General features: G+C 40.4%; 18 protein-coding genes. 3 read left to right on the plus strand and 15 right to left on the minus strand.

Going from position 1 to position 20,869, the window contains the following annotated elements:
* Positions 1-606: 606 nt before the first annotated feature.
* The 4 genes from hemN to FH976_RS11260 all read right to left on the minus strand — a co-directional run bounded on the left by hemN (position 607) and on the right by FH976_RS11260 (position 4,232).
* Entirely contained in the window at positions 607-1,980 is a 1,374-nt protein-coding gene (hemN, locus tag FH976_RS11245) for an oxygen-independent coproporphyrinogen III oxidase (protein ID WP_194090949.1), read from the minus strand.
* A gap of 157 nt (positions 1,981-2,137) precedes the next feature.
* Positions 2,138-2,626 carry a DUF2489 domain-containing protein gene (locus FH976_RS11250; RefSeq protein WP_194090950.1) on the minus strand — a complete coding sequence of 163 codons (489 nt, stop codon included), beginning with the start codon at positions 2,624-2,626 and terminating at the stop codon, positions 2,138-2,140.
* Between the two features lie 74 nt (positions 2,627-2,700).
* Positions 2,701-3,276, minus strand: coding sequence for a Der GTPase-activating protein YihI (gene yihI, locus FH976_RS11255; RefSeq protein ID WP_194090951.1), 576 nt, complete (start codon positions 3,274-3,276; stop codon positions 2,701-2,703).
* Between the two features lie 338 nt (positions 3,277-3,614).
* Positions 3,615-4,232, minus strand: a complete 618-nt coding sequence (locus FH976_RS11260) for a c-type cytochrome (protein WP_194090952.1) — start codon at positions 4,230-4,232, stop codon at positions 3,615-3,617.
* 156 nt (positions 4,233-4,388) lie between these two features.
* Here FH976_RS11260 and yihA point away from each other — a divergent pair, with 156 nt between their 5' ends.
* Entirely contained in the window at positions 4,389-5,096 is a 708-nt protein-coding gene (yihA, locus tag FH976_RS11265) for a ribosome biogenesis GTP-binding protein YihA/YsxC (RefSeq protein ID WP_228767413.1), read from the plus strand.
* A gap of 128 nt (positions 5,097-5,224) precedes the next feature.
* Here the strand turns inward: yihA and FH976_RS11270 are convergent, their stop codons facing one another.
* The 8 genes from FH976_RS11270 to aspA all read right to left on the minus strand — a co-directional run bounded on the left by FH976_RS11270 (position 5,225) and on the right by aspA (position 15,917).
* A complete protein-coding gene (locus FH976_RS11270) occupies positions 5,225-6,928 on the minus strand; it encodes a sodium:solute symporter family protein (RefSeq protein WP_194090954.1) in 1,704 nt (567 codons plus the stop codon).
* A gap of 12 nt (positions 6,929-6,940) precedes the next feature.
* Positions 6,941-7,207 (minus strand): DUF4212 domain-containing protein, encoded by a 267-nt coding sequence (locus FH976_RS11275; protein ID WP_194090955.1) that lies wholly within the window; start codon positions 7,205-7,207, stop codon positions 6,941-6,943.
* A gap of 265 nt (positions 7,208-7,472) precedes the next feature.
* Complete coding sequence (locus tag FH976_RS11280) at positions 7,473-8,096, minus strand: MarC family protein (RefSeq protein ID WP_194090956.1); 624 nt, start codon at positions 8,094-8,096, stop codon at positions 7,473-7,475.
* A gap of 23 nt (positions 8,097-8,119) precedes the next feature.
* Positions 8,120-9,841, minus strand: a complete 1,722-nt coding sequence (locus tag FH976_RS11285) for a potassium/proton antiporter (protein WP_194090957.1) — start codon at positions 9,839-9,841, stop codon at positions 8,120-8,122.
* Between the two features lie 403 nt (positions 9,842-10,244).
* Entirely contained in the window at positions 10,245-10,880 is a 636-nt protein-coding gene (locus FH976_RS11290) for a response regulator (RefSeq protein ID WP_194090958.1), read from the minus strand.
* Between the two features lie 111 nt (positions 10,881-10,991).
* Positions 10,992-12,842 (minus strand): protein-disulfide reductase DsbD, encoded by a 1,851-nt coding sequence (locus tag FH976_RS11295; protein ID WP_228767414.1) that lies wholly within the window; start codon positions 12,840-12,842, stop codon positions 10,992-10,994.
* A 202-nt stretch (positions 12,843-13,044) separates the two neighbouring features.
* A complete protein-coding gene (locus FH976_RS11300; protein ID WP_407701645.1) occupies positions 13,045-14,349 on the minus strand; it encodes an anaerobic C4-dicarboxylate transporter in 1,305 nt (434 codons plus the stop codon).
* 128 nt (positions 14,350-14,477) lie between these two features.
* Entirely contained in the window at positions 14,478-15,917 is a 1,440-nt protein-coding gene (aspA, locus tag FH976_RS11305; protein ID WP_194090959.1) for an aspartate ammonia-lyase, read from the minus strand.
* Positions 15,918-16,256: 339 nt separating this feature from the next.
* Here aspA and FH976_RS11310 point away from each other — a divergent pair, with 339 nt between their 5' ends.
* Positions 16,257-16,757 (plus strand): FxsA family protein, encoded by a 501-nt coding sequence (locus tag FH976_RS11310; RefSeq protein WP_194090960.1) that lies wholly within the window; start codon positions 16,257-16,259, stop codon positions 16,755-16,757.
* Positions 16,758-16,881: 124 nt separating this feature from the next.
* Here FH976_RS11310 and FH976_RS11315 read toward each other — a convergent pair whose 3' ends face one another.
* The 3 genes from FH976_RS11315 to FH976_RS11325 form a co-directional block, all read right to left on the minus strand.
* Positions 16,882-17,361 (minus strand): tRNA (cytidine(34)-2'-O)-methyltransferase, encoded by a 480-nt coding sequence (locus FH976_RS11315; RefSeq protein ID WP_194090961.1) that lies wholly within the window; start codon positions 17,359-17,361, stop codon positions 16,882-16,884.
* 94 nt (positions 17,362-17,455) lie between these two features.
* Complete coding sequence (cpxA, locus tag FH976_RS11320; protein ID WP_194090962.1) at positions 17,456-18,820, minus strand: envelope stress sensor histidine kinase CpxA; 1,365 nt, start codon at positions 18,818-18,820, stop codon at positions 17,456-17,458.
* Positions 18,817-19,503: a response regulator gene (locus tag FH976_RS11325; protein WP_194090963.1), complete on the minus strand. Its 687-nt coding sequence runs from the start codon at positions 19,501-19,503 to the stop codon at positions 18,817-18,819. The genes cpxA and FH976_RS11325 overlap by 4 nt, the downstream gene beginning before the upstream one ends.
* Positions 19,504-19,716: 213 nt before the next feature.
* Here FH976_RS11325 and FH976_RS11330 point away from each other — a divergent pair, with 213 nt between their 5' ends.
* Positions 19,717-20,253 (plus strand): CpxP family protein, encoded by a 537-nt coding sequence (locus FH976_RS11330; RefSeq protein WP_194090964.1) that lies wholly within the window; start codon positions 19,717-19,719, stop codon positions 20,251-20,253.
* Positions 20,254-20,869 lie beyond the last annotated feature (616 nt).

Here is a 20,869-nt window from a genome sequence, read left to right on the forward strand (position 1 = left end):
GTTATAACCACTAAATAGTTCAGGTTACAGAAGTCTCTTTAATTAGTATGGAAATAATATCACCTGTGTCATCTCGCCATATTCTATGGGTCAGATACTCTATTAACAGGATCACCATGATTTTTCACGTTCTGGTTAATATGCGAGATTTGATATTGCTTTTAGTCATCCACAACGTAAAGCTATTACTCACAAACTCTTGATATTAAGTTGGAATAAAATAGTGAATTAATAACTAGAGTTTCATGTCTTGAGCTTAAAATGCCAAATCAAAGATAGGAAGTTATTTAGTTCGGATCGAGCTGCCATTTTTAGAGACTTATTTTTATGACTAACAAAAATACTATGTGTTCGTTGGATATATAAGCCATTTCTGAAAAATATTTAGATTAAAAAGTTTTAGATATCTAAAATTTTAATAAATTGTGGAGCGATTATATGACTGAAAAAGAGGGATTTAAGATAGGAAATATATTGGGAATACAATATGAGAAAAAATCACCGTTATGTTAATTGTTGAGCCCAACAATATTTATATAAAAAATATCACCTTCGGATGGAAGGTGATATTAGTTCATGAGGTTTTAATATTTTATTAGTCGGTCTTTAAATTACACGCGAAAATTGTTGCTGGCGTGCTTTATTACGTAGGTACTTATCAAAACACATACAGATATTGCGAATAAGTAAACGGCCTCGCAACGTAACAGAAATAATGCCATCTTCTGTTGTGACTAATTCATCGTTGATGAAAGTTTGTAATAGCTGTAAATCTTCAGAGAAGTAGTGATCGAAGTTTAAATTAAACTGGCTTTCGATCACTTTAGTATCAAGTGTAAAATTACAAATCAGTTGTTTAATGACTTCTCGACGAATCAAATCATCTTGATCTAAACCAACACCACGCCATAGTGCATGGTGGTGCTCATCAAGCTGCGCATAATACTTCTTCAGCTCTTTTTGATTTTGTGCATAGCTGTCACCAACCATAGAGATCGCGGAGACACCGAAACCGATTAAATCACAGTCACCTTGCGTAGTATAACCTTGGAAGTTTCGGTGTAATACACCTTGTCGTTGCGCGACTGCAAGTTCATCATCTGGCAGTGCAAAGTGATCCATTCCGATGAATTGATAATTAGCATCGGTTAGCGTTTTAATCGTATATTGTAAAATTTCCATTTTTTGTTTTGCGCTTGGCAACCATTCTTCTTTTAATTTTGCTTGTGCAGCAAATAAAGCAGGCATATGGGCATAGTTAAAAATAGACAAACGGCCAGGCTGCATTGCTAATACTTTTTCTAGAGTATTTGAGAAGGTCGAGAGTGTTTGTTTTGGTAATCCATATATTAAGTCTAGGTTGGTTGATCTAAAGCCTAATTCTTTCGCCCGAGCGACCATTGAGACAATAAAATCTTCGTCTTGTTCTCGGTTGACCAATATTTGGACTTCTTTATCGAAATCTTGTACACCGATACTTAAACGGTTAAAGCCTTCACTTCTTAAATGGTCAAGCATATCCAATTCAATTTCGCGGGGATCGACCTCAATACTGATTTCTGCATCAGTAGTAAAAGTAAACTCTCCACGTAAAGCCGTCATAATACGAGTCATTTGAGCTTTTGTTAAGAATGTTGGCGTCCCGCCACCGAAATGTAATTGAGTTACTTGGCGCTGATTAATTAACGGAGCACGTTGTTCGATCTCATGAATCAATACTTGTAGATAATCATCAGCTTTATGTTGATGCCGAGTGATTACTTTATTACAACCACAGTAATAGCAAAGCTTATGACAAAATGGGATGTGGATATAAAGTGATAAGGGACGATCTGGGTATTGGCTACATGCCATATCTAAATCTGAGATAGTAAATGCTTCGTGAAATTCGAGAGCTGTAGGGTAAGAAGTATAACGAGGTCCGGAATAATTATACTTTTCCAATATCGCTTGGTCCCACACGATTTGCTCTTTTGACATGATAATTTCCACTTATAATATTAGATAAGGTTTGATTGAATATTTGTCGATGCATTAAGGAGGTATAGGGTAGCGCTAATTGTTAGTTATGGATATAACACCTAAGGTTAGCTTACCCTATACCTCGTAAGATGAATAATGATGAGTCATGATCAACTTACACCATTTTTATGTCTATTTTATTATTTAACGACTGAATACTTTGTTTCAAGTTAGCCAGTTCATCGAGTATGGTTGTGGTTAAACGTGATTCTGTTTTTTGACGAGTCAAAGTCTGCTTCATTCGATCTTGCTTGTTTAAAGTTTGACGATCTTCACCACGAGCCATATCTTTTACTGAATGGTATAGTTCATTAATCGCAGGATAGTCTACAGAAAAATCAACACGTTGCTCGCCTTGAACATAATCCATTATACGGACAACTCGAATGACGATTTCTGATAAATCACATTGTTGCTGAATTCCCGCCATACATAGGGTATATACACTTTCAAATATATTAGAGTTACGCTGCTCAATGGCACGTTGTTGCTGGATTTGAATCAGGTGTTTTTGCTTTTTCAGCCGTATTAATAAAAACCCAGCATAGCTTGCTAGAGCGATAATAATAATGGCACCTAAAACCGCGAAAAGTGCTGTAGACATAGCATCCCTCAATTTTTATTTATTGGCAAAAAACATCAACGTTCTTATAAAAGAACGTGATGTAATTGTATCGACTATTTAAAATCGTTCAAATCTAGGTTTTCAAATTGTGCTAGCAAGTCATCATCAGAAGCAGGTTTCTTCGCCGCTTTTTTAGTTGGGATCACAACTTCGGTTTCTTCTTGCTCTGGTTCAATGAACTCATCTTCATCATCATAAATGCCAAGCTGTTTCATTAAGATTTCTAGACGATCTAATTTTTCATCAACAAACTTTTGTAATCCAGCACCTAGCTTGTCACCATTCTCTAAACGATCGATTAATACATTAAGCTGAGCATCATTTTGAATGGCTTCTAATTCTTGCTGTGCATTGAGTTTACGTTGTTGCTTCGATGGTTTTGCTTTTGATTCTACAACTAATGGGATCGCTTTTTTACTGCCATGACGAGGATCTTTAGCTTGGCCTGAACCTGTATGTTGCTTTTTATGTTCAGAATCCGCATGGCGGCTGCCTGTTTTTAATCCTTTACGCTTATTTTCACGTTTACGGAGACGGCCTTCAACATCAGACTCGCTACGATTACGGGTAACGATTAATTCTTCACTACCAGTTGAGCCTGGTTTTCTAGCTTTTTTGTTGCGTGACATTTTCAGTTTCCTATAAGAAATCAATACGCTAAATTTAACGCGAGTGTTTCTCAGTAATATGGTTCGAGGTCAATGCGTTCAGTTATTCTTAAACGATTAACCGCGATGAAATTGGATGATTGAGCACTGCGGATAAGTAAGAATAGACCCAAAATAAAGCAGGGTAAGTATTACTCACCATCAAGGATGCGCAAGATACCAGAAATGGCGTAAATAGTGGAGTTTTATTAAGCGATAAAGCAAAAATCCCCACACGATTAGTGCTGGGGATTTTAGATAAACTAAGATACTTTATGTAGTTTACCTACAATATTCGTACAGTTGATAACTGTAATCGATTAATGCAAACCACCAACATATTTAGAAAGAATATCAATCTGTTCATCGGTTAGATTTTTTGATACATCTTGCATCATTGAGTTCATATCATTGGTGCGAGTACCTGAACGAAACTTCTCTAACTGTGCTTTCACATAATCTGTTTGCTGGCCTGCAATACTAGGGAAGCCACCAAGTTCCATGCCATGACCTCTAGGACCGTGACAGGCACTACAAGCGGTTAGACCTTTTTGAGAATCACCAGCAAAATAAAGAGCCTTACCTTTCTCAGCAATATTTTCCGGAGTTGATCCTTCTTTTAATGGTAGTGACGCATAATAAGCGGCAAGATCAGACATATCTTCATCAGTAAGCGATATGGCCATTGCGCTCATAACAGGATCGTTTCGACCTTGTTTACCACCACTCGTCATGCCTAGCTTTAAATCGTGTAGTTGTTTTTCAATATATTTACTATGTTGGCCAGCTAATTTTGGGTATTGAGGAATTAAACTATTGCCATCTGAACCGTGGCAAGCCGCACACGTGGCTGACTTTTCTTTACCTGCTTCAATGTTGCCTTGCGCCCAAACGGAGCAACTAGCCATCAAACCCAAAATCAGTACTAATTTATTCATGACATTCCATTATAATTATTCAGCTTCCACTACCACGATATACAAATGTTCATGGTACACTACGCGAAGTCTTGTCGCTGGCAAGTAAACCAATTGTACATGAATATATGTAAAAGCAATCATTCCTCTGCAAAAGTGGAGATGGAGTTAACATTTATGGAAAAAATCCATTATCAAAATACCCACTTTATAACGAGTGCGCCTGATATTCGTCACTTACCTGATGATGAAGGTATCGAAGTTGCTTTTGCGGGTCGTTCAAATGCGGGTAAATCGAGCGCCCTAAATCGTTTAACGAATCAAAAAAGTTTAGCTAAAACCAGTAAGACTCCAGGTCGAACTCAGTTGATCAACTTATTCAAAGTGACGGAAAACTGCCATATCGTTGATCTGCCTGGTTATGGTTTTGCTCAAGTACCTTTAGATTTGAAAAAGAAATGGCAGAAATCGTTGGGTGAATATTTACAAAAGCGTGAATGTTTAAAAGGTCTTGTTGTCCTGATGGATATCCGCCATCCGATGAAAGATCTCGATCAACAATTAATTTATTGGGCAGTTGAGGTCAATATTCCCGTTCAAGTGCTGCTGACTAAAGCCGATAAGTTAAAACAAGGTGCGCGAAAAGCTCAATTGCTTAAAATTCGTGAAGCTTCAATGGCTTTTTGTGGTGATGTACAAGTGGATGTTTTCTCATCAATGAAGGGTATTGGTGTCGATCAATTACGTAATAAATTAGATAGTTGGTTTGCTCCTGCAATAATGACTGATGAAGCGCTAGATGATTTACGCCGTGAAGAGTTAGCCGCTCAATTTGCTGATGAAAGCGAGTCGATTGCAGAAGATAAACAATTAGATTCTGAGTAACGACGTTATTAAAATCATAACTCTTTTTATTGCCTGACGTTGTACCGAAGGAATTATTAAAAGTAATACGAAGAAAGCCCCACTTCAATCGCAAGTGGGGCTTTATAGTATTGAACATTGTATTGAGATTAATGGTCGTGTGCTTGACCGGCCCCTTTAGGGAAACGGATAGACTCAACCATGTCTTGTACATCTTGTGGTACTGCTGCGGTAAATTTATTTACTACTAGCGATACGACAAAGTTCAAGCACATACCTAGCGTACCAATACCTTCAGGACTAATTCCGAAGAACCAGTTATCCGGCGTGCTTGCGGCTGGGTTAATAAACTTAAAGTAAATAATGTACGCAGCGGTAAAGATTATACCCACGACCATACCAGCAATAGCACCTTCTTTGTTCATCTTCTTATAGAAAATACCTAAGATAATGGCAGGGAAGAAGGAAGCAGCAGCCAGTCCGAATGCAAAGGCAACCACTTGGGCGACGAATCCTGGTGGATTAATCCCTAAGTAACCCGCCCCGACGATCGCAACAGCTGCGGCAATCCGTGCATACATCAACTCTTCTTTGTCACTCATATTTGGTTTCAGACCCTTTTTCAATAGGTCATGCGAAATCGATGTTGAGATAACCAACAATAAGCCTGCGGCTGTTGATAGTGCCGCAGCTAAACCACCCGCAGCCAGTAATGCCACAACCCAGTTTGGTAATTTTGCTAACTCAGGAGAAGCTAATACAATGATGTCACGGTTGATGTTCATCTCATTGCGATCATCGCCAGAGTAGAACATTTTGCCATCACCGTTTTTATCTTCCCACGAGACTAAACCAGTGCTTTCCCAGTTGTGATACCAGCTTGGCGCATTTTCAACCGTGACACCTTTTAGATCGGGACCATTAATGGTTTCGATTAGATTCACGCGAGCAAACGCCGCTACAGCAGGCGCTGTGGTGTATAACAAAGAAATAAACAGCAATGCCCAACCTGCAGAAATTCGAGCATCTTTTACGCGAGGAACGGTAAAGAAGCGAATAATAACGTGAGGTAAACCAGCAGTACCAACCATAAGAGCAGCGGTAATAAAGAACACATCAACAGTGCTTTTTGAGCCATCAATATAGGAAGTAAAGCCAAGCTCTTGGGTTAAACCTTCTAGCTTATCCATCAAATAAACATCAGAGCCTGAAATAGTTGACCCCATACCGATTTGTGGGAATACGTTGCCTGTCATCATAATGGATGTAAAAACGGCAGGGACAAGGAACGCAAAAATAAGCACACAGAATTGAGCAACTTGGGTATAGGTAATGCCTTTCATTCCACCAAGTACGGCATAGAAAAATACAATCGCCATACCAATAATGATGCCAAGGTTGATATCCACTTCTAAGAAGCGAGAGAATACCACGCCCACGCCACGCATTTGGCCTGCAACATAAGTAAATGAAACAAAGATGGCACAGAATATAGCGACCAAGCGAGCAGTGTTTGAATAGTAACGATCCCCGATAAAGTCGGGTACAGTAAATTTACCGAATTTACGTAAGTAAGGCGCTAAACATAATGCCAACAATACGTAACCACCAGTCCAGCCCATTAGGTAAACTGAGCCATCGTAACCTCCGAATGAAATGATACCTGCCATTGAAATAAATGATGCCGCTGACATCCAATCGGCTGCCGTTGCCATACCGTTTGCGACAGGGTGAACACCACCCCCAGCGATATAAAACTCACTGGTGGATCCGGCGCGAGCCCAAATTGCGATTCCGATATAAACTGCGAAGGTGATTCCGACGAGGATAAACGTCCAAGTTTGGATTTCCATATTTACTACTCCTTAGTCTTCCTGAACGTTGTATTTTTTATCTAACGCATTCATACGCACGACATAAACAAAGATCAGCACTACAAAGGTATAGATAGACCCTTGCTGAGCAAACCAAAATCCTAATTTGAAACCAGCAAATTGGATGGTATTCAGTGCATCGACAAATAAAATGCCCGCACAATAAGACACTACAAACCAAATCGTTAGTAGTGTTGCCATTATCCCTAGATTTTCTTTCCAGTAGGCTTGGGCATGTTTGTCAGATTCAAACGCCATGGCCACTCTCCTTTAGTTTCATTTATAAATTCCATTGCCGTATACAATGAACTTGGTTGTTATGAAAATGTTACAACAAAACAATAGCAGTGAGCGTTGGAGGTGGCTTTTCAACTTTAGTCGGGCAATAAAAGGCGAGGTATAAGCGCTTAAGGAGTTTTTTGTGAAGTGGGTTGTAATAATTTAGCCTAGCGCAAAAAGTAGGCTAGGCTAAGGTCTAATAAGGTTAGTCTAAGGTCTAATGCTTAGTCGGCAGAGGGAGGCGTTAAAAATAAAAATCCTTGAGCCCCATCAATAAGTTATTGACAGCGACTGCCGCTAAAATTAATCCCATTACACGACTGATTATGGCTGCGCCGACATTTCCAATAATTTTATGTATTCCGGTTGCGCCGAGTAATAGCAGTAACGTACTAATAAGAACAATAAGCATAGCTCCCGCTGTTAAGCCTTGCTCAATGATTGAGTTTCGATTGTTATCTGTCAACATAACAACTGCCATCATGGCTCCCGGTGAGGCAATTGATGGAATAGCTAATGGATAGACAGCGAGATTTGCTAATTCAGAGCGGCTAAAGTCACCACTTAATTGAGCCTCTTCTGCTGGTTTTCCTTGTCCAAATATCATGGTTAAAGCAAACAGTAATAGCACTAATCCTCCCGCAGCTTGAAAGGCCGGAAGTGGAATTTGCATTGCTTCGAGCAATATTTGCCCCATAATAAGGAAAAATAACAAGACAGCAGTCGCGATTGCTACCGCCTTAAGTGCGACTAAGCGTTTTTGTTTAGCGCTTAGCCCTTGTGTTTGTGAGAGATAAACTGGGATAGTACCGATAGGATCAATGACGGCCCATAACACGACAAATTGCGTAACTAAAATACTGAGCAAAGTAACCCCCTAAATTGAATGGTTTAATAATCTACATGTTTTATTGGCATAAGACCGACGGTAACAACTCTTTGCCCTACCATTTCACGTACAAATAAAGTGACTTTATTAAAATCTTTACTTGCCCCTTCTATTGGGTTGCCTGCAAAAGCATGGTTTAGCACTTCATCTAATGATAAGTGACTTTCCATGAGAAGTTCAATACCGTAAGAATGCTGTATATCACCTACTTTTGTATAGCCTTTTAAGCATAGTTCTGTATCAGGTAAGTCATCTTGGTTTGTCTCTGCAATGCCCGAACAGACTATATCTACAAAGTCACGGACATTGGGTTTCATCATAATAAATAAATGATCATCAGCATGCAGTAACGTTGACCCTCGAGGAGAGATAACATGATCTCCTCGAGTGATCATGGCAACAACCGTTCCATCGGGTAATGCCATTTGAGATAAACGTCGATTTGATGCCCTTGAATTACTTCCAAGCTGATACTTTACAATATCAGCATCTACATTACCTAAAGCTGTGATTTCTAAGGTTGCCGCCGGGGTGGCAGGTGCCGGTTCGGTAAGTTTTAAAGCTCGTGCTACTAAAGGAAGCGTGGAGCCTTGTATTGTTGCTGAAATAAGAACGACGAAAAAGACGACATTAAAAATCATGTTTGCATCAGGTAGACCATATATTAATGGGTAAATGGCCAAAATAATCGGTACCGATCCTCGTAAACCAACCCAAGATACTAAGGTGATTTCACGCATATTAAAGCCAAATAATTTCAGTATTGGCAGAACCGATAAAGGCCGTGCGATTAAGGTCAGAACGATAGCAATGATGAGTCCTTCAAACCAAATATCGAGTAAGGATAAAGGGTTAACCAATAGACCTAAAATGACGAACATGAGGATTTGACCTAACCAAGCGAGTCCATCATGAAATAAGAAGGTACTTCGTTGAAAGACAAATCGACTATTGCCGATAACAACACCCGTAATAAAAATAGCTAAGAAACCACTGCCACCTAAATTAGCGGCAATTCCAAATGAAAGTAACCCCAAAGCGGCAACCATGACGGGATATAAACCTGATGTGGTTAAGTTGATGCAATTAATAGTTCGCACTGAGATCCATCCGCAGGCTAAGCCAACCAAAGTTCCGACCCCCATTTGTTGGATAAACAAGAGAAGCAATCCTGTCCCAGGCTCTAGACCTTTAACCATTATTTCCAAAAGGCCAACCGTTAGGAAAATAGCCATCGGGTCATTGGTTGCACTTTCTATCTCTAGCGTTGATTTTAATCTAGGATTAATGTGAATTCCTGCATTACGTAGCAAGGAAAATACCGCTGCCGCATCGGTAGATCCTACAATAGCACCGATAAGTAGTCCGTATAGCAAAGACACATTGAGTATATAAGCGGCCGCGATCCCCGTAATGGTTGCGGTGATCAGAACGCCGAAAGTGGCCAGAACGGAGGCAGGTTTCCAGACTTGTTTAATCGATGTTATTGGTGTTTGCAGGCCGCCATCAAACAAAATAATAGCGAGCGCTAAAGATCCTAATGAATGGGCGATTTGAGCATTATCAAAGGCAATACCACCTGGCCCATCTTGCCCTGCTAACATGCCGACGAGAAGAAACATGACCAGTACGGGTAGTCCTAATCGAGCGGATAATTTACTGGATAATATGCCAAAAATGATCAGAATTGCGGCTAATAAAATAATTTGGTCAATGATAAACATGAATGCGTCTCTTAATTAACGGACAGGGAGAACCGAAGAGTTTTGCTAAAACCACTCTTATTCTGAAAAGACATTTACTGCGATATTCTATTTTAATGTAAAAGTGTGATGTCTCAAACGGTTAAATATAGAAATATTATAGGTTTCCTGTTGAAGTGATAAATCAGATCTTTGAGTAGGAAGTTACTGATGCCAATGAAGTATCCGAATATTGCAAAATTGGGCGATTTGATTACTACGAAGCTTAAGATAGCGTATTTTTTAATTTGATAGTCATAAACGAGCCGTTGACTTGTAATGAAACTACATGAGTAACTGATGGGTTTAATTGTAAGCGTAAGTATCGAAAGGAAAAGTAAGGTTTGTAATAGTTACAAACCTTGAAGAATTAGAGAGGACTAGACTATTTTTCAGTTTCTAACTGTTGAAGTAAGATCACTGCTTGAGTGCGATTTTTTACATCTAGTTTGCGAAATATAGCGGTCATGTGTGCTTTGATTGTTGCTTCAGAAACATTCAATTCATAGGCGATTTGTTTGTTAAGTAAGCCATCTGACAACATACCTAAAACTTTGTATTGCTGTGGTGTTAAAGCTGCCAGTTTTTGAGTCAAGCTATTGCAGGCCTCATTATTTTGTATTAGCCCTTCAGGGAAGAAAGGATCACCATTGAGAACCTGATTGAGCGCGCGGTTTAATTCACGCATATCACTCGATTTAGGTATGAAACCAAAAGCGCCATGGCTTTTTACTTGGCTGACGACACTTGCTTCTTCACTAGCGGAAACCACCACGATAGGGAGGTCGGGATATTCCGATCTGAGATTGATTAATCCCGACATTCCATTAGAGCCGGGCATTTTTAAATCTAATAATAATAAATCGGGTTCATCTACTTTTTTAAGTAGTGTGAGTAAAGCGCTGAGAGAGTCCGCTTCAAATAAATTAGCGCCGCTGATCGCCATATGAATTGATTGAAATAAGGCATTACGAAAAAGCGGGTGGTCATCGGCGATGACAATATTGTATGTCGAATCCATGACAGATATTCCATTTACTGTTTAGGAGTAATAATTTTATTATCAATGCCTTTTGATTTCGACTCAATAAGGCATATGCAAAAGTCTGAACCATATCAGACTTTTGTCTAATTAATTATTGCTATCTAATCCATTTTTATCTAAGTGACTAAGGAAGGTCGCTGCATCCATAAAGCCAGTAATTCGAGCGCTGGTGATATGGCTGCCTTGTGCATTCCAAAATTCAATCGTTGGTAAACCGAGTACTTTCATTCTTTCCATTAGTGCAATATCTTGCGGATTCGCATTGGTGACATCAGCTTGTAGTAGCACCATGTTTTGTAGCTTGGCCGCCACTTGTGGGTTATGGAAAGTATATTTATCGAACTCTTTACAGGCTACACACCAGTCGGCGTAGTAATCAAACATTACTGATTTACCCGTTTTTTTTGCCAGTAATAATTGCTTATCGAGATCCTCAATTGTTTGAATACGAATAAAATTGAGTTGAACTTGATCTTGTTGTTGAGTATTGACCCCTACCAATGTATTCAAACCGAAAACTTGCAGTCCTGTCATAAGTGCGACCACTAAGCCGAGTATCGCAATAATACTGGTAAGGCTCTGCTCCCAAGAACCGGCTTTGATGTATTGACGAATATGGTACAGCCAAGAAAAAGCGACTAAGCCTAATCCTGCCCACAATAGCGATACCCAAAATACAGGTAAAATACGCTCTAATAAGAAGATGGGTGCCGCCAGCAAAATAAAGCCAAAGAAAACTTTTACTTTATTCATCCATTCGCCGGCTTTTGGTAGTAATTTATTGCCAAATACAGCCACACAAATAAGTGGAATTCCCATCCCGATAGCTAAGGCGTATAAAGCAATTGCTCCTGTGACTAAATCGCCACTTTGCGCCACATAAAGTAAGGCTCCAGACAACGGTGCGGTGGTGCAAGGTGAGCAGACTAAACCCGAAATCACCCCCATCAAGAATACACCAATCAGGTTACCGCCTTGCTGTTTGTTACTTTGTTCATTAAGCCAAGTTTGTAGGCGACTCGGTAGCTGAATGCTGTAAACCCCGAACATAGAAAGGGCAAGCAGTAAAAACAGTACGCTCAAACCAATGATAACGGCAGGGGATTGCAGCGCAGCTTGAAATTGCACCCCAAGTGATGCGACCACCAAGCCAAGCAGCATATAAGTTAGCGCCATGCCTTGAACGTACACAAAAGAGAGCTTAAAAGCTTTGCGGGCGTTAAGTTTGCCGCCACCTAAAACAATGCCGGTTAAAATTGGGTACATAGGCAGCACACAAGGGGTAAAAGCCAGCCCAATACCTAATGCTAAAAAGAGGAATGGTGTCCACCAATGCGTTGATAATTGATCGGCAATGTTTGCATCTTCAGAATAGCCGTTGATGTTATTACCAGTTGCTTGAGTTACTTTTGACTGTTCAGGGTTTTTATCCGCAGCCGATGCTAAGCTTTGGTTGCCAATTGGATCTAATGGAATGATTCGTGTTTCAGGCGGATAACAAAAGCCGCTGGTGGCGCAACCTTGGTATTGAATAATCAATTGGCCGCCATCACCAACTTGTTGGAGTGGGATATCGATTTGTAGTGGCTGAGTGAAAATATGCACATCACCAAAAAATTCATCTTGATGAAATTCACCAGCAGGCAGGGTTACGGTATCAATTTGTGCATTCTGAGTCGTGAAAGCAAAGCGTTCTTTATAAAGGTAATAGCCTTCTTTAATTTTCCAGTCTACCCGAACATTATTACCTTGCTGGATAAAATTGAAAGGGAAAGCTTGATCGACAGGAACAAAACGGTGACCGCTTATTGGCGTGCTAGAAAATGCCGATAGTGGTGTCTCCGCTGAGTCAAAATTGGCAGCCTGACTTAATGGGCTGTATAACATGGCCGCTATTAGGCTAATGAAAAACAACAAAGAAGATCGCAGTGATAACATAAAGCGTAACAGCCCATTGGTGTGTAAGTAGAGTTCAGACCACAATGAAACGTGTTGGTTTCTTGGCGTGAATAATTTTAAAGAGTATACCAGAAGGGATGAGCGGGGAATTCATTGTTCGTGGTATTAAAAGAGAAAATCCGTATGGTTACTCATACGGATTTTAACGTTTCTCTATGATGGTAATTATTAAGCGGTGAACTTACAGAATCATGCCGCCCAATAGGAACCCAAGTGCGACTGCAGAGCCGATAGTCACTAAACCTGGGATAAAGAATGGATGATTAAAAACATAACTACCAATTCGAGTTGAGCCCGTATCATCCATTTCAACCGCAGCCAATAATGTTGGGTAAGTTGGTAGCACAAACAATGCTGATACTGCTGCAAATGAAGCAACGGCGGTTAATGGTGCAACACCAATCGCTAATGCAGCTGGCATGAGAGCCGTTGTTGTTGCGCCTTGTGAATACAGTAGCATAGAAGCAAGGAACAGTATGATAGCCAACATCCAAGGATAATCCGCCAGCAAGGTACCCGCGGCTTCTTTAATACTATCAACGTGAGCATTGACAAAAGTCGAGCCTAACCAAGCTACACCAAGAACACAAATACAGGCTGTCATACCAGATCGGAATGTCGGTGCAGAAGAGATCAGTGAAGGGTCAATTTTAGTAAATAATACGATAGCTGCCGCAGCTGTTAGCATCACGGTGATGATAGCTTCGTTACGACCAAGTGCAGGATTGGAGATAAGACCAACAGAGTCTGAAATGGCAATCGCATAGCAAACCACAAAAGCAATGGCAGCAATAAATATGTAGGTTGCAGTTTTAGCCGTTGGCAAAATATGACGCTCGGTTACGCTTGAAACTTTGACCAAACCTTTTGCAAGACGATCTTTGTAGATAACGTCATCTTTTAATTCACAGCCCATCAAGTTGGCAACAAAAGCACCAATCATACAAGCAGTGAACGTGGTAGGAATACATACCATTAATAAATGAAGATAACTCACCCCTAGTGGCTCTAAAATACCGGCAAAGAAAACCACCGCCGCAGAAATTGGTGATGCCGTGATCGCTATTTGAGAGGCAATAACAGCGATAGAAAGTGGGCGGGAAGGGCGAACGCCTTGCTCTTTTGCAACTTCAGCAATAACCGGTAAAGTGGAAAATGCGGTATGGCCTGTACCGGCTAATAACGTCATAAAATACGTTACGATAGGGGCGTAAAAGGTAATGCGTTTAGGGTTCTTACGTAAAAACTGCTCAGCGAGCTTAACCAACCAATCCATACCACCGGCGATCTGCATGGCTGCAATTGCTGTTATCACCGACATAATAATTAAAATAACATCAATTGGAATGAACGCTTGGCTGGTAGGAACGCCAAGCCCTAGGGATAAGGCAATGACACCTGCGCCACCGGCTAAACCAATGCCGATACCACCAATGCGAGCACCGAGGTAAATAAAGAGTAAAACAATAAACAGTTGTATTAACATAATAAATGTTTCCAGATTATAAAGTATGAATTCGGAAGATAGATTCATGCTATGTATGTATATTTGGCATGAAAAAGGGAGCAATATACGCGCTCCCTTGATTAATTTATATAATGACCGGCGCTGTCTTAGTTATAACGCTTCGCTTTGTATTGTGGGTGCATTAAGTTTTCTGGTGAGAATATTTCATCGAGTTCAGCTTCGGTTAACAGACCACGAGCTAGTACAATTTCACGTACACTCTTGCCTGTTTCAGCACAAATTTTACCGACGATGTCGCCTTCATGGTGTCCAATGTATGGATTTAGGTAAGTGACAATACCGATAGAATTGAAGACATACGCTTCACACACTTCTTTATTGACCGAAATACCATCTACGCATTTTTCACGTAGGTTCACACAGGCATTTTTTAATATTTCTAACGATTCAAACATGCATTGTGCGATCACAGGTTCCATTACGTTCAATTGTAATTGACCACCTTCTGCGGCAAAAGAAAGTGCAGTATCGTTTCCTAATACTTTAAAACACACTTGATTCACCACTTCTGGGATCACTGGGTTAACTTTCGCCGGCATGATAGACGAACCAGCTTGTAATTCTGGTAGGTTGATTTCGTTGAATCCAGTGCGAGGGCCTGAAGAAAGTAAGCGTAAGTCATTACAAATTTTAGACAGTTTGATTGCCAAGCGTTTTAGTGCGCCATGTGCCATTACATAAGCACCACAATCTGATGTCGCTTCAATTAAATCTTCAGCAGCAACACATTCAAAGCCTGTCACTTCAGATAAATGCTTAACTGCAAGCGCTTGATATTCCGGAGCCGCATTAAGGCCAGTACCGATTGCGGTTGCCCCTAAGTTGACCTCTAATAATAATTTAGAAATATATTGTAGGTTACGAACTTCTTCATTCAAGGTGACGGCCCATGCATGAAACTCTTGGCCCACAGTCATAGGAACCGCGTCTTGAAGCTGAGTACGACCCATTTTTAATATGTTGTGGAACTCTTGGCTTTTTAGTTCAAATGCCGCTTTCAGGTATTCAACCGCATCGATGGTTTTTAAGATGCTGCTATATACAGATACGCGAAAGCCGGTTGGATAAGCACAGTTAGTGGATTGGCTTTTATTAACATGATCATTTGGGTTGATGATGTCGTATTCACCTTTTTGTTTCCCCATTAATTCAAGCGCTAAGTTGGCGATAACTTCATTGGTATTCATGTTAACCGAAGTGCCCGCACCACCTTGAAATACATCTGATGGGAATTGATCCATGCACTTTCCGGTGGTCAGAATGACGTCACATGCTTGGATGATGTAATCACTGATATCGGCAGGAAGAACGCCAATTTCTTTATTCGCGAGAGTAGCCGCTTTTTTGGTCATGACCATGCCACGAACAAATTCAGGTACATCAGAAATAGTATTATTAGAAATGGTGAAGTTTTCTACCGCTCGAACGGTATGGATACCGTAATAGGCCTCAACGGGAACTTCACGCTGACCAAGGAGATCTTCTTCAATACGAAATTGTTGTGTGATAGAGGTTTGAGTTGTCATAGAAATGATCCTTAAAGCGTATAAGCTAAATAAAATACAGTATTTGCCGTGTTGCTTAGAATCCATTCATTAGAACAATAGGCGTCTTTTTCTGGCTGTAATCATACCCCTTTAGAGTGATAAATATAGATCATAGATCAAACTTTTGTGCTCTTATATTTAGTGTATAAAAACTATCCCATTACTTGTGTTTATATTGGAGATGAATTGTCATTTATTTGTTGTAAATTTAAAGATTTTAATTAGACAAATAAGAGGCGGATTACATTTTGTAGTGGTTATTGTTTGTTGTATCAAGCGCTAGCGCATACACTGACAACAAGATTATTGGAGGTGTTTGTGTTTGCTATTTTACTTGTGTTATTTATTTTGATTCCGATTATTGAGATCACTTTGTTTATTCAAGTTGGCGGTATGATTGGTTTATGGCCAACGATCGCCATTGTGTTGACGACGGCTATAGTGGGTGCTTCTTTAGTTCGTAGCCAAGGGATTCAAACCATAATGTCGGTGCAATCTCGTTTGCAACAAGGTGAGTTACCTGCGCAGCAAATTGTTGAAGGTATCATGCTTGCGGTTGCGGGTGTGCTGCTTCTTACTCCTGGATTTATGACCGATTTTTTGGGCATGATGATATTGCTTCCTGGCCCACGAGCCATTTTTGCTAAGCAATTGATGAAACGTATTAAAATCAATACTGCGAATCAACCATTTGGTGGCGGGTTTCAATCTGGCAATGCGCAAGATCCATTTCGCCACTCTGAACATGATCAGCAAGGCGATGTGTTCGAGGGGGAATATGAAAAACAAACGGATGAAGATAAGCGTATAGATAAATAAAGCGATCAAAAATAAGACAAGATCGATATACGTGAACGCTTTGCTTAGAGAACGGAAGACAAAAAAGAGCGGACCTAGTCAGGGTTCGCTCTTTTTTTGATTATTCGATATGAGTTATCCGGTTTTAGATCGCTCCACCAAAATCCATTTGTCGCCAAGCTTCAAAAGCGATAATGGCCACGGCATTTGATAAATTTAAGCTACGGCTGTCGGCCATCATTGGAATACGGATACGTTGCTCCATTGGCAGGCTTTCAATCACTTCAGCAGGAAGGCCACGAGTTTCAGGGCCAAATAATAAAACATCACCTTGTTGAAAGGTAGCATCGACATGATGGCCTGTGGTTTTGGTGGTACAAGCGAAAATTCGAACGTTATCGCCTTTCTCTTGTTGTAGGTATGCAAGAAACGCAGGGTAATCTTTATGGCGTTTTACTCTGGCTAAATCATGGTAATCGAGCCCAGCTCTACGTACTTTCTTTTCTTCTAAATCAAATCCCAACGGTTCAATTAAATGCAAGTTCGCACCACAATTTGCACTGAGACGAATAATGTTACCAGTGTTGGGTGCAATTTCTGGTTCAAATAAAGCGATATCGAACATAAGGATAACTCGTATTTTTAGATAAAAGGTAGTCGCAGAGTATAGAGGCTGCTGTCATGAATATCTACAGTGGCAGCGTTATCACAATGGCTGGCTAAGTATTGACAGGAAGCGTGATAGTAACGCAAAGCCCGCCTTTCTGACTATGTGATGCCTTTATGGTGCCATTATGCTGGTGGATGGCCGACTGAGTAATGGCTAAGCCTAAACCAGTACCGCCACTATCTCTATCTCTGGCTGTGGAAACACGATAAAAAGGCCGGAATATGGCTTCTAATTCTAATTCATCTACGCCATTACCATCATCTTCTACTATGATCTTAATGTCATTTTTATGGTATGAAAAATTCAACCAAATACTATGATTACTGTATTTAATGGCATTGCGTATCACATTTTCGATAGCACTAGTGAGAAGGTAAGGTGTTCCTGTTAAGTAGCATTTAGGGATGACATTGCAGTGTAGCTGCTTGGCCATTTGTTCAGCTTCAAATTGTGCATCAGCTACCATGCTTTCCCACAGTTCTTCGGCAAGTAAATGCTGGCGAACTTGGTGCGTGTCCGCTTTTTTACGAGATAGCTCAAGCAGGGCATTTATCATCACTTCTAAGCGTTCAGTTTCAGTATCAATTCGAGTCAGCTCTGAGCTTTCTCCTTGTTTGCGTATCGCTAATGCATTGGCCATGCGTAGTCGGGTTAATGGCGAGCGAAGCTCATGAGATATATCTGACAGTAAGCGTTGTTGCCCTTGCATCATATTATTAATCGCTAGCACCATTTGATTGAAACTGGCACCCGCTTGTTTGAATTCGGTCGGACCCGTTTCTAAACTAGGATCGATTTCAAGTTGACCTCTTGCTACTTTTTGCGCTGCTTTTTCAAGTCGCATAGCGGGGCGGCTTAGTGCCCACGCTAACCATAATAATAAAGGGGTGCTACTTAACATAACGACGAATAAGAGCTGAATGGGGCGGTCGAGTATTTGCAGTAAAAAAGGAGGAGGCCGATGCCATTTTATGGTGACATACATTTTAAGTGGTGTTTTTGCTATCACGACAGGGAGTGGTCCTGCAATCATTAATCGGTTATACAGTCGCTGTTGTGGCTTACCTACAACATCAGACAAGGTGATAAAGTTATTGAGTGCTCTGGTGCGCATTCCATGAATAGGGGTTATCCAGCGAGAGTCTTCTTTAGCAAAGTAAAAATCGATTTGTTTGTTACTATTATTATGTCCTATCTCACGAATTGATTTATTGAGTGAGGTGGCAGATGAAAATTTTGTTGTAATATCTTTTGCGTGCTGCTGTAGACGGGTTAAAGGTTCGGCGGGGATATCGTGTAATTGCCGAGGATCCAAATTAGAAATAGTAATGATCGCAACGACGACCAATAACATGGTGAGCCAGAAAATGGCAAAAATCCGGCCATATAAACTTGAAATTTTCGGCAAGTTCATAATTCGGCTTCGACCATTAAATAACCGCGTCCGCGCAGTGTTTTAATGAGTGCCTTGTCACCATTACGTTCAGACATTTTTTTTCTCAAATTTGATACATGCATATCAATGGCCCGATCAAAAGGGCTTAAACGTTTTCCCAGCACTTCAAGGCTAAGCGTTTCTTTACTAATAGACTCACCCATGTGCTCTAAGAAATAATGCAGCAAAGAGAATTCGGTGCTGGTCAGATCAAGAAGACTGTCTTGATAGTAAGCCTCTTGTTTGCCCGGAAATATCTGTATGCCATGTGGGATTTGATTATTGGTCGATTCGTTTTTGTTCATTTGAGTCCGACGTAAAATGGCTCTAATTCGCGCTAACAATTCTCTATCGCTAAAGGGTTTCGGTAAGTAGTCATCTGCGCCAAGCTCTAAACCAATCACACGGTCGACTTCTTCACCTTTCGCTGTCAGCATCAGTACAGGGGTTTGCCAGTGATGACGAAGTTGTTTCAGCATTTCCATACCATTCATTTTTGGCATCATAATATCGAGCAAAATTAAATCAATATTCTCATTGATACTGACTAATCCTTCTTCACCATTATGGGCTTGTGAAACTTCAAAGCCTTCTAAAGTCAGAATATCGCTAAGTAATGCGATGAGTTCAATATCATCATCGACAAGTAGAATGTGAGCCATATCCGAAACCTCAAATGTATGGAGATATAATGAGATGATTATCCCTGATTTTGTTTTTAAAACGACAATTTTGACATCGATTTACATACCTTTACGCAAATCATACACCCCTTTACGTTATACGCTCTATTCTTACAGCAGTTTCATGGCGCGAGTATTTCCTCTAGATCTCGCCGCTTAACTTTACGATTTCATATGAACATAGGTAGGTAAATGATGAATGCTTTAATGAAAAAAACAGTATTGATGTTGGTAGCAGCGCCATTAACACTTGGTTCAGTGGCGGTTTTTGCTGACAGTAAGGATCATATGTCAAATCATCATGGGATGATGGGCGGTGGACAGTGCGGTATGAAAGGTGAGATGAAGATTTGGCATCAACTTAATTTAACCGATACTCAAAAATCGACATTGAAAGATCTACGTCAGAACGATAGAAAAGAAATGAAAGCCACCTTTAAAGCGGGTAAAGACGCTTTTAAAATGAACCATGAAAAGATGCAAAAATTGGTGATGGCCGAGAAGTTTGATGAAAATGCAGCTCGTTCACTAGCACAAGATATGGCGAATAAGCGGGTTGAACAACAAGTGAAAATGGTAAAATATCGTCATGATATGTTCAGCGTATTAACCCCTGAGCAAAAGCAAGAATTCTCCAAGCTTCAAGCAACACAGCATCAGCAATGCATGGAGAAATGGGAAAAAATGAAAGAGCATCATGAAGCTCGTGTGGAGAAAAAAGCGAAATAATCCATCGCTAGTCTATAAATTGATATAAAAATATCGAGGTCTAAATGACTATTTGGATTTCGATTTTTTATAGGCATTAAGCTTTTTATAGGCATTAAGCTTTTTATAGCCATTAAGTTTTGTATCGCAGTAAAAAAGAAAAACCCCGAGAACCTGAGCCCTTCGGGGTTATAGTCTTACTCGCAGCAATCCGGCTACTAATGGTGCTCCATGCATCAAATCCTTGATAGCAGTGCTGTATCCTTCAGCGTATTCCTTTTCATCGCCATCCTAGCGGTGTCCTTGGCCTTATCCTAGCCTGCTAATTCATCCTAATTAGCGCGCATCACTTGTTCCTTGAGCGGTGTCCTTTACATCATCCTGATGTTCAATCCTTGCCTCAATCCTGAGGTGTCCATTGTCTTTCCTTTGTCATTACTATCCTAGTAATGATTGCGTCCATTCAATGTCCAATTTTGCTCCGTGCTGGCTACTCTATCCTAAGTAACCAAATCTTCATCCTGAAGATGACCTATCCTTGGGTCTTTCCTGTTCCTGTCAGCATCCTTCCGACAGGTTTAATATTACGGATAAACCGACCAAGAACAATGGGCGAAGTTCACATTAATTACATGAA

This window comes from Vibrio hibernica (assembly GCF_015223435.1).
GTDB lineage: Bacteria > Pseudomonadota > Gammaproteobacteria > Enterobacterales > Vibrionaceae > Vibrio > Vibrio hibernica.

Coding starts and splice junctions, on each gene's coding strand:
- hemN (WP_194090949.1), bottom strand. CDS start 1,980: ATGTCAAAAGAGCAAATCGTGTGGGACCAAGCGATATTGGAAAAGTAT.
- FH976_RS11250 (WP_194090950.1), bottom strand. CDS start 2,626: ATGTCTACAGCACTTTTCGCGGTTTTAGGTGCCATTATTATTATCGCT.
- yihI (WP_194090951.1), bottom strand. CDS start 3,276: ATGTCACGCAACAAAAAAGCTAGAAAACCAGGCTCAACTGGTAGTGAA.
- FH976_RS11260 (WP_194090952.1), bottom strand. CDS start 4,232: ATGAATAAATTAGTACTGATTTTGGGTTTGATGGCTAGTTGCTCCGTT.
- yihA (WP_228767413.1), top strand. CDS start 4,389: ATGGAAAAAATCCATTATCAAAATACCCACTTTATAACGAGTGCGCCT.
- FH976_RS11270 (WP_194090954.1), bottom strand. CDS start 6,928: ATGGAAATCCAAACTTGGACGTTTATCCTCGTCGGAATCACCTTCGCA.
- FH976_RS11275 (WP_194090955.1), bottom strand. CDS start 7,207: ATGGCGTTTGAATCTGACAAACATGCCCAAGCCTACTGGAAAGAAAAT.
- FH976_RS11285 (WP_194090957.1), bottom strand. CDS start 9,841: ATGTTTATCATTGACCAAATTATTTTATTAGCCGCAATTCTGATCATT.
- FH976_RS11290 (WP_194090958.1), bottom strand. CDS start 10,880: ATGGATTCGACATACAATATTGTCATCGCCGATGACCACCCGCTTTTT.
- FH976_RS11295 (WP_228767414.1), bottom strand. CDS start 12,842: ATGTTATCACTGCGATCTTCTTTGTTGTTTTTCATTAGCCTAATAGCG.
- FH976_RS11300 (WP_407701645.1), bottom strand. CDS start 14,349: ATGTTAATACAACTGTTTATTGTTTTACTCTTTATTTACCTCGGTGCT.
- aspA (WP_194090959.1), bottom strand. CDS start 15,917: ATGACAACTCAAACCTCTATCACACAACAATTTCGTATTGAAGAAGAT.
- FH976_RS11315 (WP_194090961.1), bottom strand. CDS start 17,361: ATGTTCGATATCGCTTTATTTGAACCAGAAATTGCACCCAACACTGGT.
- cpxA (WP_194090962.1), bottom strand. CDS start 18,820: ATGAACTTGCCGAAAATTTCAAGTTTATATGGCCGGATTTTTGCCATT.
- FH976_RS11325 (WP_194090963.1), bottom strand. CDS start 19,503: ATGGCTCACATTCTACTTGTCGATGATGATATTGAACTCATCGCATTA.
- FH976_RS11330 (WP_194090964.1), top strand. CDS start 19,717: ATGATGAATGCTTTAATGAAAAAAACAGTATTGATGTTGGTAGCAGCG.